Below are 12,157 nucleotides of genomic sequence, written 5' to 3'. Positions count from 1 at the left end.
AAGTCCTCTCGGCTTTGCATGAGTCTTTTCCTTTCAGGTTTCGTCACCTTCAAGAAAAGGCCATGCGGGTCGGGAGGACAATCTATCCTGACAATTTACGGACTTTTAGCACTGTTGCTGACAGGCCTGAGCACCCGGGATATCGTGGACGCCTTCAAGGAGATGTACGACGCGGACATCTCGGCAACACTGGTTTCCAAGGTGACGGAGCGTGTGATCGATCAGGTTCACGAGTGGCAGAATCGCCCTGTTGATCCGATCTACCCCATCGTCTATCTGGACTGCATCGTTCTGAAAATTCGTCAGGACAAGAGGGTGATCAACAAGTCCCTATATCTTGCCCTGGGCATCAACATGGAGGGCCAGAAAGAGTTGCTGGGCCTCTGGCTGGCCGAGACCGAAGGTGCGAAGTTCTGGCTATCGGTACTGACGGAACTGAAGAACCGTGGTCTGGAGGATATTCTGATCGCCTGTGTGGACGGTCTCAAGGGCTTCCCGGATGCCATTGCGGCTGAATACCCCCAAACCAAGGTTCAGCTCTGCATCGTGCATATGGTTCGGAACTCGCTGCGCTACGTGTCCTGGAAGGACTACAGGGCGGTTACTGCGGACCTGAAGCAGATCTACCAGTCTGCTACGGAACACGAAGCCCGGCAGGCGCTGGAGGCCTTTGGCGAACGCTGGGATAGCCAGTACCCTCAGATCTCTCGCTCCTGGCACAGCCATTGGGACAATATGATCACGCTCTTCGAGTACCCTCCGGCGATCCGGAAGGTCATCTACACCACCAATGCCATTGAGTCACTGAACAGCGTTATCCGCAAAGCGACCAAACGTCGCAAGCTGTTCCCTACCGATGACTCGGCACTAAAAGTGGCCTTCCTGGCGATCCAGCAGGCATCAAAGAAATGGACCATGCCGATCCGTGATTGGAAGCCGGCATTGAATCGCTTTATTATCGAATTCGGTGACCGCCTGGACGGCCACCTGTAATGGGGTGGGCAGTTACACAGATTTATTTACAGGCTCGTCTCAAGCCGGATTAATACCCACTAAAGGTTATTTACCCTTTCGGATTCAACAAAACCAGATCTCTCCCTGGAATCACACCACTCTGCAGGTGTCGCGCTTGCCAGGCATCCTTGCCGGCGATGAGCCCTAATCGTCCTAACCGAATGGCTCAGAGCAAAGTCTACCGAACTTAGTCAAAACCGAAACCGTAATTTATCAGTGAATCTTGTGGGCGATCTCGCACAAAGAACAGAAAGCAAGACCTCAAACCGCTCTATTTTGTCCATACGCGAACGGTTAAGGAACGATCGATCTCTTGAACTCACCCACCATATTTGGGATTTGGTCCGCCAATGCGTTTCCTGAGTATTTTCGCAGGAGCTCAGCGAATTCTAGGTAATCCCTATTGGACACCCCTCTAACAAACATTCCGAAATAGGCAAAAGCCAGTATTCCATCTGACTTGAAAAAGAATGCCCACTTCCATGGACCATTTGGCTGTTTTTCTACGTGGTAAACTTCGTATTGAAACTTTTCCGAATGCTTGAGCACGCTCAACCACTCAGGCCGTGACGCCAGGATCACTACCAATTCACTTTGTTCAAGAAAATCACCGTACCGGTTCCAGATTAGAGTTGGCCGAAGCTTCTGACATTCCGATGCATACTCTGATTTAGTTAATCCTGAAACGGTAGAGTAATAATCTTGCCAATCGTGCTGGCCAGGCCGACCTATCGGATAGAACTTTAGGTTCCATTCATTGGAAAGGTAGATCGTATAGTCTCGGTAGTTAGCGGAGTTTTCCAAGCTACCAAATAGAAGCCCAGACATGATCTTTGAGATGCAGTCGCCAGGCCGACCTAACTCAATCCGTCGCTTAACGCCGGGTTCCCAAACACCAGTGCCCCCAATGTATTTTAGGAACTCTTCCTCTGAACCATTTTCACCACCGTCCTCGATTGTAAGAAAAGCAACAGGAGCGCCGGCTCGTCCATCCCTGCGTATAAAGTTCATTACGTCAGAACTCTCAGCTTTCATGATTCGACTCCATTCGTATGATTTTATTCTTTGATTTCCTGCCTTCGGCGAATACTGCGCGGCCTAATTCAGACCAGGAAGATGATATTGACCGCCGGAATCAGCCATTTAGTAAGCTGAGTAGCGCTTAGTTAAGGCTCGCTCTATAACGTGAACAAGCTGCGTCACGGTATTTTCGGCTTTGCTCAGCGCCATCTTTTTTGAACTCTTCCGTCCAGAACTCACACATTTGCCTGTTGGTGCGAATCACCGTTGGGTCGGTGCGATCATGAGCTTGTTGACGGCGGCTTTGTTCCAGACGCTGTTGTTCCTGCCTCGCTTGCTCGGCTAAGTAATCACGAGGCGAAACGTGGGGGTTGGTAGACGGTTTTTGGACTGGATTGGAATGAGCATTGAATGTTGGGCGACCGCCTAACAGTTCCTCCATAGTGGCTTCCATAATCAGAAACGAAAGGAAGAATCCCATGACGCCGATAATTGCCCAAGAAACAATATTACCGACGACCACAGCAGAGAAAATTTTAAACCAGGACATCGTTCACTCCATTGAAACACCGTTAGGAAGCTTAACTAAGGTGTCAACAAAGTGTCCACGGCTTTGTGCTCCAGAGTGGCCTTGAGTGGGTCGGGGTTTTCGGAAGTGACTGATTTTCTGTTAATAGTGGTTCACTGTGTTTCATTGGAAGGGTGCGACATCGGGGTCAATTCCCGCCGTCTCCACCAAACAACCAAAAGGCCTCGTCCCACGACGAGGCCTTTTTTTGTGCCCTGCCAGAGTGGTCTAAACTGGTTCCCTCAACGAAGATTACCCCCACACCCAAACATTCATTCTGTTTACAAGACGGAAGAGGGATTAGTTATGCCTACCATGCTGACTCGCATTACCGGCCTGACAGCCGGTGTTCTGTTTGCGGCCGCCGCCCAGGCGGAGGCCCCGATGGTAAAAGAGCAGGCTCCGGGCTATTACCGCACCATGCTCGGCAACTTCGAAATCACCGCCCTGTCCGATGGCACCGTCAAGCTGCCGGTGGACAAACTATTGCTGAACACCACCGAAGAACACGTGCATAACACCCTGGCAGACAACTTCCTCTCTGCCCCGCTCGACACGTCCGTTAACGGCTATCTGATCAACACCGGCAACCATCTGGTGCTGGTGGATACCGGTGCCGGCAGTCTGTTCGGGCCGACACTAGGAAAACTCGTTGAGCATCTGAAAGCGTCCGGTTACGAGCCCGCAGATGTCGACGAGATCTACATCACGCACATGCATCCGGACCATGTTGGCGGGCTGGTATCTGACGGTGAGATTGTGTTCCCCAATGCCATTGTTCGCGCCAACGTGGAAGACCAGAATTTCTGGCTGAACGAAGACAACCTGAAGGCCGCTGATGAAGGTTCCAAGGGCTTTTTCAAAGGCGCGATGGCCTCTTTGAATCCGTATGTCGAGTCCGGCCAGTTCAAGCCTTTCGACAAAGACCAGGAGCTTGTGCCGGGTATTTCTGCAGTGTCCGCCAGCGGGCACACCCCGGGCCACAGCCTTTACAAGGTGGAAAGCGGGGACAACACGCTGATGCTTTGGGGCGACCTGATTCACGTGGCAGCGGTTCAGTTCCCGCAGCCGGACATTGCCATCCAGTTCGATGTGAACAGTGAACAGGCAGTGGAGTCTCGTGCACAGGCCTTTGCCGACGCCCAGGAAACCGGGTACTGGGTAGGCTCTGCCCACCTGTCTTTTCCCGGCCTGGGGCACCTGAAAAGCGCAGACCAGGGCTATGAATTCATTCCTGCCAACTACCAGGGTGGTGTCGGCGCCACTGAAACTGGCGAGTGATGACCCAATCCTGAAGACGAAAAAGCCGGAGCAACCCTCCGGCTTTTTTCATTCGCTTTTGCCAGATTTGCTACCCCCGAAAGACCTGCCAAAGAACAAGCCTCTGGGTCATCTTCATTTTCTGACAGCCCAGCGCATGCAGCCACGCAAACGTACCGATTTACGATAGCCGTGAAGGTGCCATCATCCAGCATCGACTGCAGTGCGCGATCAAAATCTTCGACGAACCCGGAGCCAATGGTTGCTTTGGAAAAAACAAAGTACGCAGGCTTGTTGGACACGACCAGGGAGCTGGGAATAACCATTCCGGTCAGCCCCAGCTCCTGAATCTCATAGAGCCCGGTTAACTGACTGGCCACCACACCATCGACCCGATCCCGGGCCAGCATGAGCCATAGCGGCTCCCTCCGGGAGAGGTACTCGATGTTTTTGTCGTAGTCGGGATTCTGGATGAGGGCGCTGTACTCATCGCTGTAGGACACATGAATCTGGGCACCAAGCCTGAAACCCGATTCCAGCAGCTGCCGCAAGCCATTCAGCTCGAACCTGGACTCGTCAGATCGCCGAATAAACAGGATATTGGGTGATACCAGACCGACCACTTCGGAGTAATGGGCATACTCCTCCCGCTCCGGAGTCCGGTAGGCGCCGGAGAGCATATCCACATGCCCGTCACGCAACTCCCGGAGCGCCCTGGCCCATGGCATCTTCTGAAAAGAAAGCCCGCAATTCAGGCGCCCCATGGCCTCACGGACCAGGTCGGCATCAATGCCGACCACCTTGCCCTCCTGAACCATGAAATAGGGCGGATCATCGTCCCAGCGCAGGGTGATGTCGCAGCCCCCATAGCTCGGGGCCGAAAAACAGAGAATGAACGCGAACACCAAAGCAGGTCTGCACAGGGCGGGCGTCAAAAAACGCGAGTGCAACAACTTTGAGAACGGCAACCCGTTGCTCTTGCCTGGATACATCTTTGATGCCGTCGATGAAGGAAGGTCTAATTAATATAGACTAATTGATCAGGCACTCAATATTCTGAGTAGCAACGCCCGGGCTAACTCCCTGTCATCTTGTGTTCATGCACTCGTTGCGCAATCAAGGTAGTGTCTGCAAAACCTGTTCAATAGGAGACCACGAGCACCACCATGAACCAGCCAGACGATCCGGCCAGCCTGACAGAACTTCTGGAACGCCTTCGCGCAAACACCGAGGGTCAGGTTCAGGTGTCTGTGGGCGATGTACTGGCAGCTGTTGGTGAACGTTCCTTCGGGCCGATGGTTTTGATCGCCGGCGTAATCACCCTGGCCCCGCTGATAGGTGATATTCCGGGAGTACCGACGCTGCTTGGTCTTATGGTGCTACTCACCCTGGGGCAACTGATTTTCCAGCGCCACTCGATCTGGATTCCCTCAAAGCTGGCGCGCCGGAACATCGAAAGAGAAAAGCTTGCCAGGGGGCTGGACTGGATGAACAAGCCCGCCCGGTTTGTGGATCGATGGACAAAACAAAGGCTGCTCTGGCTGGTTCGCGGGCCGGGGCAATACGTTATCGCCATCATCTGTATGGTTGTGGCCGCTGCCATGCCACTGATGGAGGTGATTCCATTCAGCGCCAACGGTGCCGGAATCGCCCTGATGGCGTTTGGCCTGGCTATCGTGGCGCGGGACGGTCTGCTTGCCCTGGTGGCAATCCTGGCGACCGGCGGCACCGCCTGGTTCATCCTGAATAACCTCCCCTGGTAGGCAGCACTTCCGGCAGGGATCGCCAGAGACCTGTGCTAATGTTGAGCCTCAGCCACAAGGAATACAAACATGACCATTCTTATCACGGGGGCCAATCGCGGCATCGGCAAGGGCCTGGCCGATGAGTGGAGAGAGGCGGGCGAGCATGTCATCGGTACGGCCCGCAGCGAACCGGGCATGGAGGTGCTGGATGTCGCCGACCCCGCCAGCGTGACCGCGCTGGGCGAGCGCCTCGAAAATCAACCGATCTCAACCCTGGTCTGTAACGCCGGCATTCTGCTTGATCGCCATGAACAGCTGGAAGGCGGCTATCCGCCAGAACTCTGGGCGGAGCACTTCCAGGTCAATGTGACCGGCGTATTCCTCACCATACAGGCGCTGCTACCCAATCTCAGACTGGCATTGGCCGGGGTCGGCACCCCGAAAATCGCCATCATATCCAGCAAGCTTGGATCCCAGGCTTCTGCCGGTGGCGGCCGGTACATTTATCGTGCTTCGAAAGCGGCGGCGCTCAATCTCGGACGAAATCTGGCCGTGGACCTGCGTGAGCAGGGCATAGCCGTGGGCATCTACCACCCGGGCTGGGTGGCCACGGACATGGGCGGTAGCGACGCCGAGGTATCGGTTGAACAATCCGTTGATGGCCTCAGGCGGCAGATTGATAGCCTCACTCTCGCCGAAACCGGCTGCTTCAAGGCCTGGGACGGCAAGGACATGGCGTTCTGAGGGCACACTGATATGGCAACACAAGTCCTCGCGCGGAGTGTTTCTGTCACCATTTGAAACAATCCTTCTGAATCCCGATTCGCGGTAAAGCTGCTACTATTGCTACATACCTCAGGCTTATGGGCTTGGCAGCGCCCGCCAGACAGCCTGCTGAATCCAATTCTTGAAAAGCTCCTGCGTCAGGGGCTTTTGCGTTTGAAAGGACCCGGTTGTATGTCCAGCAAAGCGAAGCAGACCCAGAAACTTCTGCTGTTCCGGCTTTCCGGCGAGCGTCTGTTCGGGATCGGAACCCTGAAGATCCGGGAAATCCTGCCTTTCATGCGGCTGACGAAACTGCCCCACAGCCATCACGCCGTCATCGGCACGGCCACCTTCCGGGGTTCCGCCGTTCCGGTGATTGATATGGCTGCCGCGGTCGGCTATCCGCCGCTGACACAGGAAGAACGGGAAAAAGCCTCGATTATTGTCACGGATATCCAGCGCCAGGAGATCGGTTTTCTGGTGCGCAGCGTGCAACAGATCATCGAGACTGACTGGAAATCGGTGATGCCGCCACCCAAAGCCCTGGGCAGCAAGGCGTTTATCACAGGTCTGCTGGACGTGGATGGCGATATCATCCAGCTGCTGGATGTGGAATTGCTGTTGGCGAAGGTGTATCCGGAATCACTGGACACCCAGGAGGTCGTTCTCACGGATGTGCAGAGTGAGACGCTCAAGTCCCTGAACATTCTGATGGTCGACGATTCCCAGGTGGCCCGTAAGCAACTCTCGGACGTGCTGGACAGCAAGGACATCCCCTACCAGGTGACGTCCAACGGTGATGACGCGCTGCAGATTCTGCTGCGCGACCATGAACTGGGCCGGCCCACGGACATTCTGGTCAGCGATATCGAAATGCCGGGGCTCGATGGGTACGAGCTGGCGTTCAATGTGCGGGACAATTCAGCGCTGAAGCAGCCTTACATCATCCTGCATACATCACTGAACAGTGAGATGAGCCTGAGCTATGCCAATCAGGTGGGCGCCAACGAAGCGCTGACGAAATTCGATGCCGAGGAGCTGCTTCAGGCCATGCTGCGAGGCGCCGAGCAGGCCCGCTAAAGCCTGAGCTGCTCGATAAATTCGTCCGCATCAGCGCGCATCTCAGCCAGCCTCTGCTGCCACTCCTCCCGGTGACGATTCAGCGTTTCCTCACTCAGGCGCGTGAAGCGTTCGCCGGTTTCGGCCACGGTGCGGCTGGCACTGGCGATCGATTCCATGGTGGGCTCGTTCAGCTCATTAGCCTGGCGATCCAGATCCCGGGCAGCCTGCTCCAGAATCACCCGGTCTTCCTCCGGTGTCGGCTCACTGTCTTTCAGGGCGTCTTCCACCGAGCGCTCAAGCTCCCGCATGGCTTCCTGCAACTTCTTGCCGAACGCCTCCATGGCGCCCTCTGCCTCACGCCCGATTTCCTCGGAGTAGGCTTCCAGATCCCGCGCCAGCTGCTCCATCTGCTGTTCAAAGTCATCCGAAGACGATGAGAAACGGGCGCTGAGCTCGTCACCGAGCCGGCTGAGCTCGCCCATGATGCTGCTGAACGGGGAAGGATTAAGGATGGCCTCGCCAGTACGGTCGTAATCCACCAGCCACTGCTCCTGGAACCGTACGAGATAGGTGACCAGCTCCAGCCGCTCACCTTCGGTTCCGGCTTCGGCCGGCAGGCGGGTTACGATAGTGGCTTCGCGATCTTCAATAACGACCCGGCCGAAGGATGGCACGGCGTCGGTCCAGCTGCGCTTGTAACCATCGAACGCGGCGGATTCCGCCAGGGTGGAGTATTCCATCACGTCACCGGCGTCGTTCTCGGCCATGGCCTGCCAGAAGGCCGCCGCCACTTCCTGGGGTGTCTCGGGGTTGCTACAACCTGCGAGGAACGTCAGCGTCGCGACGGCCACCAGGCCGCGAAAAAAGGAACGGATCATTGCAGTGCTACCTCGGGCTCATCATCCATGGACGCATAATACACCCCTCAGAGTTTGCAGGTCAGTTCCGCCAGCTCCTCATCAAACACCCGGCGGTTTTCACTGTAATCCACGGGCACGTCCACCACATGAACACCGCCTTCAGCCAGGGCACCTTCCAGGGTCGGCCGCAGGTCCTCCGTGCGGGTCACGCGGTGACCCTTGGCGCCATAGGATTGGGCATAGGTAACAAAATCCGGGTTGCGATAATCCAGGCCGAAATCGCTGTAGCCTTCCTGGCCCTGCTTCCACTTGATCATGCCGTAGGCACTGTCGTTGATAATCAGCACCACCAGGTTGAGGTTCAGTCGAACCGCGGTTTCCAGCTCCTGGCTGTTCATCATGAAGCCGCCGTCGCCACAGATCGCCATCACTTTCAGATCCGGATACAACATGGAGGCCATCATCCCGCTGGGCAAGCCGGCGCCCATGGAGGCCAGGGCGTTGTCGAGCAGTACCGTATTGTTGTCGTAGGCGCGGTAATTGCGGGCAAACCAGAGTTTGTACATGCCGTTGTCGAGCGTGATGATCCCGTCATCGGGCATTACCTGGCGCACATCATGAACGATCCGCTGGGGGATCACCGGGAAACGATCGTCTTCAGCTCGTTCCTGTAGGTGCGCATCCACCGCCTCCTTCACCTCCATCAGACGGGTGAAATCATGGTTGGCGCACTGGCCGCAGTTCTCGGCCATGTATTCCACGCTGTTGGCGATATCCCCGACAACCTCGTGCTGGGGGAAGTACACCGGGTCCACGTCGGCCGCACTGAAATTCACATGAATGACCTTCTTGCCGCCGGGGGTCATGAAGAAAGGTGGCTTTTCCACCACATCATGGCCCACGTTGATCACCAGGTCGGCGCGGTCGATTGCACAGTGAACGAAGTCCCCGGCCGACAGGGCAGCGTTGCCCAGGTAGCGCGGATGTCGCTCATCCACCACGCCCTTGCCCATCTGGGTGGTGAAGAACGGGATGCCGGTAACATTCACAAGATGCAGCAACGCCTGGGAAACCCGTTTCCGGTTGGCGCCGGCACCGATCATGATCAGCGGATGCCGAGCCTCGCGCAGCATTTCGCACGCCATCTCCAGGCTTTTCGGGCTGGCCGAGGGCCGCCGGGCGTCACTGGGTTTGAAGATGTGGGTATCGGATTCGGGCGCCTCATCGGCGATGTCCTCCGGCAGCTCCAGATGCACGGCACCCGGGCGCTCTTCAGAGGCCAGGCGGAAAGCTTCCCGAACCTTGGCAGGAATGGTGTTGGCATTGCTGATTTGCCGGGTGTACTTGGTGAGCGGACGCATCAGGTCCACCACATCCAGAATCTGGAATAGCCCCTGCTTGGAGGACTTGATGGGTTTCTGGCCCGAGATCATCATCATGGGCATGCCGCCCAGCTGGGCGTAGGCGGCGGCAGTCACGAAGTTGGTGGCGCCGGGCCCGAGCGTGGAAAGGCAGACTCCCACGCGCCCCGTCAGGCGGCCGTAGGTGGCGGCCATGAACCCGGCAGCCTGTTCATGGCGGTTGAGGACCAGCTGAATACTGGAGGTCCTCAAAGCCTCAAGGAAGGCAAGATTCTCCTCACCGGGCACCGCGAAAATGTATTCAACGCCTTCGTTTTCCAGCGCCCGGATAAACAACTCGGCCCCATTACGGGCCGGGGTCTGTTCGTTGGCCATGGCCTTCCTCTTGATCTGTGGATTCCGGGTGATCGGCAGGTTCCGGGATCAATCGGTTATGGGCGGCTCCGCCTGCAAAGCATCCGCCGGCACGCGATCCAGACCCCAACTGCGATACACACCCTCTGTTACGCGCCGAAGGGCATCCTCGTTCACTTCCGCAGGTTCCCCCCGCTCCAGGGGATCGTAATGGAAGATGTACAGTCGCGATGTGAACTGTTCGAAAGGCAGCGACGACTCGCCAAAACGCTCTCCGTTGCCAGAGGTACTGACTTTGACTCCATCGCCCCAGTTCTGGCCGCTGTCGTTATTGGGATTGAAGAAATAAATCCGCATCTCGCCTTCCGGATCGAGCGCGGCCCGGAGAATGGTAATGGCGTGCCAGCCGATAAACCGGGCGGCACTGTCGGTCACTGCAATACCCGCGGGCTGCGGGTGGATCAGCGGCTGATTGCCGTTGTAGTAGGGGTGATAGCTGGCATAGAAATGCCGGATAAAGCCTTCCAGATCATGCAGCTTGCCGGTGGCCACATCCACGTTGATGGCAAATCCGCGCCCGGCAGACCAGCCGTGGAACTCCGGGTTCACCCATTTGTGGGGATCGCCCTCGCGGCCGACGCACAACCGGCCCATCTCCACATAAATGCGGTCCAGATGCGGCACTACAACCAGGGAGACAGGATCCAGATCGAGGGTAACCTCGGACGCGACACCGCCGACACTGCGGGCCGACGACACCGGCTGGCCTTCAAAGTGAATGACGATTTCATTGTCTCGGGCAGCCCAGGCCACCATCTGCAAGAGATAATCCGGATCGTTATAGGCCCACATCGAAAGAGCACGGGCCGACTGGCAGGTAGGATTGTTGCCCTGCCCCACGCCCAAAGGCTGGCCCAACATATTCAATACGCCCTGAATCAGCCAGGCATTGGGTTGCGGTTGGTAGCCATAGGCCAGTTCAAGTCGCTCCCGCGCATGGGGGCACAGAGAGAGCCGTGCCTGGCGCCACAGACCCGGCGCAACAGGAGGTTGATAAAGAATACCCCGCTCCAGCAGTAGCGCCAGGCCGTAGATGCCCTGTGCCGTTTCCGGATAGATACCTTCTTTAATCAGGGTGTGGACCAGCTCCCGATAGCACATCAGGCAATCCCGGCCGGTACTGGACAGCCCCAGCGCCTCGCTCAGCAAGGTGTCCTGGTCCAACAGGATGAAACGTATGAACGAGGCATGGTAAGGCGAGACCAGGCCGGTATCGTGCATGGAACGCGCAAACCCGGTGGCTTCGTTCTGCAGGGCCTGGGCGTCCATGGTTTCCAGCCGCTGCTCGTAGACCACGGTTCCGGGGTCTTCACTGCAGGCCCGGGTGGGCCCATAGAGGCTGGAGATCAACCGGTCGGCACCGCGCCCGGCACTGCCCAGATCGGCCTGCGGATCGGCCCGGCAAAGGGCAATCTGGGTAATCATCTTGCGTACGTCCGATACCTGGATCGGTCGCTGTTCAAGGATGCGCCAGATCTCCTCGATCAGACTATCAATGACATGTTCGTAGCCGATGTGGTGGGCCACGTACTGCACAAGGTTCTGGCTGATCAGCGCGAGCTTGCCCTGCTCCCGCTCAGCCTCGCCGGTCATGCCAAACAGCAGGCCGAGGTTGATGGCAAGAACCTGGGTCAGATAGTGGTGGGCCTGTTCAGCCGACACCGAAGGGTGCAGATAGCTGCCCCGGGCGACGGCAAGCAGCCGCAATTCGCTGAAGGCCTCAATGACGACGGTATCGGCATTCTGGCTCTGCAGCGAATAGGTTGTCAGCGTGGGAAGGAGAATACCGGGTTCGGCCCAGTCGGTGCCGGCAAAGACGCCCGCCAGCTCAAGGCGCTCAGCGCGCTCCTCGATGATCCGGCAGCCATCCGGCTGCAGCAGGACCCGGCGGGCAATATCCAGCACACGCGGCAGTTTGCCGGCCTTGGTAAAAGACCGGCTTTCTTCCAAAGCCTGAATGGCGTCATCCAGGCGTTGAGCCAGCTTGTCAATGTTTACAGCTGGCGCTGCGCTGCCCGATTGGTGATCGTTCAAACGATAATCCTCAGGGCCTGGCACCAAACCCGGTTGTTGTTAATGCTTCTCCTG

10 protein-coding genes and 1 pseudogene are annotated in these 12,157 nt (G+C 57.0%); 5 read left to right on the top strand and 6 right to left on the bottom strand.

Annotation, left to right across the window (positions count from 1 at the left end):
• Window positions 1-123: 123 nt before the first annotated feature.
• A pseudogene (locus MDHKLMBL_RS12165) lies at window positions 124-993 on the top strand (IS256 family transposase); the annotation flags it as partial.
• Window positions 994-1,308: 315 nt separating this feature from the next.
• On the opposite strand, the gene MDHKLMBL_RS12160 reads toward MDHKLMBL_RS12165, so the two are convergent.
• Together MDHKLMBL_RS12160 and MDHKLMBL_RS12155 are read right to left on the bottom strand one after the other, a co-directional pair.
• Window positions 1,309-2,049, bottom strand: a complete 741-nt coding sequence (locus tag MDHKLMBL_RS12160; RefSeq protein WP_104270885.1) for a hypothetical protein — start codon at window positions 2,047-2,049, stop codon at window positions 1,309-1,311.
• 127 nt (window positions 2,050-2,176) lie between these two features.
• Window positions 2,177-2,584 (bottom strand): hypothetical protein, encoded by a 408-nt coding sequence (locus MDHKLMBL_RS12155; RefSeq protein ID WP_104270884.1) that lies wholly within the window; start codon window positions 2,582-2,584, stop codon window positions 2,177-2,179.
• A gap of 324 nt (window positions 2,585-2,908) precedes the next feature.
• On the opposite strand from MDHKLMBL_RS12155, the gene MDHKLMBL_RS12150 reads away from it, so the two are divergent.
• Complete coding sequence (locus tag MDHKLMBL_RS12150; protein WP_241956223.1) at window positions 2,909-3,883, top strand: MBL fold metallo-hydrolase; 975 nt, start codon at window positions 2,909-2,911, stop codon at window positions 3,881-3,883.
• On the opposite strand, the gene MDHKLMBL_RS12145 is transcribed toward MDHKLMBL_RS12150, so the two are convergent.
• Window positions 3,844-4,767 carry a substrate-binding periplasmic protein gene (locus MDHKLMBL_RS12145; protein ID WP_158254283.1) on the bottom strand — a complete coding sequence of 308 codons (924 nt, stop codon included), beginning with the start codon at window positions 4,765-4,767 and terminating at the stop codon, window positions 3,844-3,846. The two genes, MDHKLMBL_RS12150 and MDHKLMBL_RS12145, sit on opposite strands and share 40 nt — an antisense overlap.
• Before the next feature lie 261 nt (window positions 4,768-5,028).
• On the opposite strand from MDHKLMBL_RS12145, the gene MDHKLMBL_RS12140 reads away from it, so the two are divergent.
• From MDHKLMBL_RS12140 to MDHKLMBL_RS12130, 3 genes are all read left to right on the top strand, one after another.
• Window positions 5,029-5,625 (top strand): exopolysaccharide biosynthesis protein, encoded by a 597-nt coding sequence (locus MDHKLMBL_RS12140; RefSeq protein ID WP_062786351.1) that lies wholly within the window; start codon window positions 5,029-5,031, stop codon window positions 5,623-5,625.
• A gap of 69 nt (window positions 5,626-5,694) precedes the next feature.
• Window positions 5,695-6,351, top strand: a complete 657-nt coding sequence (locus MDHKLMBL_RS12135) for an SDR family oxidoreductase (protein ID WP_008171094.1) — start codon at window positions 5,695-5,697, stop codon at window positions 6,349-6,351.
• Window positions 6,352-6,564: 213 nt separating this feature from the next.
• Window positions 6,565-7,452, top strand: coding sequence for a chemotaxis protein (locus MDHKLMBL_RS12130; protein ID WP_014578332.1), 888 nt, complete (start codon window positions 6,565-6,567; stop codon window positions 7,450-7,452).
• On the opposite strand, the gene MDHKLMBL_RS12125 is transcribed toward MDHKLMBL_RS12130, so the two are convergent.
• The 3 genes from MDHKLMBL_RS12125 to MDHKLMBL_RS12115 are packed head-to-tail and all read right to left on the bottom strand — an operon-like array spanning window position 7,449 to window position 12,103.
• On the bottom strand, window positions 7,449-8,312 hold the full coding sequence (locus MDHKLMBL_RS12125) for a hypothetical protein (protein ID WP_104270882.1): 864 nt from the start codon (window positions 8,310-8,312) through the stop codon (window positions 7,449-7,451). The two genes, MDHKLMBL_RS12130 and MDHKLMBL_RS12125, sit on opposite strands and share 4 nt — an antisense overlap.
• A gap of 47 nt (window positions 8,313-8,359) precedes the next feature.
• Window positions 8,360-10,030: an acetolactate synthase large subunit gene (locus MDHKLMBL_RS12120; protein WP_008171088.1), complete on the bottom strand. Its 1,671-nt coding sequence runs from the start codon at window positions 10,028-10,030 to the stop codon at window positions 8,360-8,362.
• 48 nt (window positions 10,031-10,078) lie between these two features.
• On the bottom strand, window positions 10,079-12,103 hold the full coding sequence (locus MDHKLMBL_RS12115) for a hypothetical protein (protein WP_104270897.1): 2,025 nt from the start codon (window positions 12,101-12,103) through the stop codon (window positions 10,079-10,081).
• Window positions 12,104-12,157: the final 54 nt, after the last annotated feature.

Source organism: Marinobacter flavimaris (assembly GCF_002933295.1).
Classification (GTDB): domain Bacteria; phylum Pseudomonadota; class Gammaproteobacteria; order Pseudomonadales; family Oleiphilaceae; genus Marinobacter; species Marinobacter flavimaris.
This window is presented reverse-complemented; position numbering and strand designations above follow the sequence as displayed.

What these genes read in the sequence shown, in the direction of transcription:
- MDHKLMBL_RS12160 (WP_104270885.1), bottom strand. Translation starts at nt 2,049, where the DNA reads ATGAAAGCTGAGAGTTCTGACGTAATGAACTTTATACGCAGGGATGGA.
- MDHKLMBL_RS12155 (WP_104270884.1), bottom strand. Translation starts at nt 2,584, where the DNA reads ATGTCCTGGTTTAAAATTTTCTCTGCTGTGGTCGTCGGTAATATTGTT.
- MDHKLMBL_RS12150 (WP_241956223.1), top strand. Translation starts at nt 2,909, where the DNA reads ATGCCTACCATGCTGACTCGCATTACCGGCCTGACAGCCGGTGTTCTG.
- MDHKLMBL_RS12140 (WP_062786351.1), top strand. Translation starts at nt 5,029, where the DNA reads ATGAACCAGCCAGACGATCCGGCCAGCCTGACAGAACTTCTGGAACGC.
- MDHKLMBL_RS12135 (WP_008171094.1), top strand. Translation starts at nt 5,695, where the DNA reads ATGACCATTCTTATCACGGGGGCCAATCGCGGCATCGGCAAGGGCCTG.
- MDHKLMBL_RS12130 (WP_014578332.1), top strand. Translation starts at nt 6,565, where the DNA reads ATGTCCAGCAAAGCGAAGCAGACCCAGAAACTTCTGCTGTTCCGGCTT.
- MDHKLMBL_RS12125 (WP_104270882.1), bottom strand. Translation starts at nt 8,312, where the DNA reads ATGATCCGTTCCTTTTTTCGCGGCCTGGTGGCCGTCGCGACGCTGACG.
- MDHKLMBL_RS12120 (WP_008171088.1), bottom strand. Translation starts at nt 10,030, where the DNA reads ATGGCCAACGAACAGACCCCGGCCCGTAATGGGGCCGAGTTGTTTATC.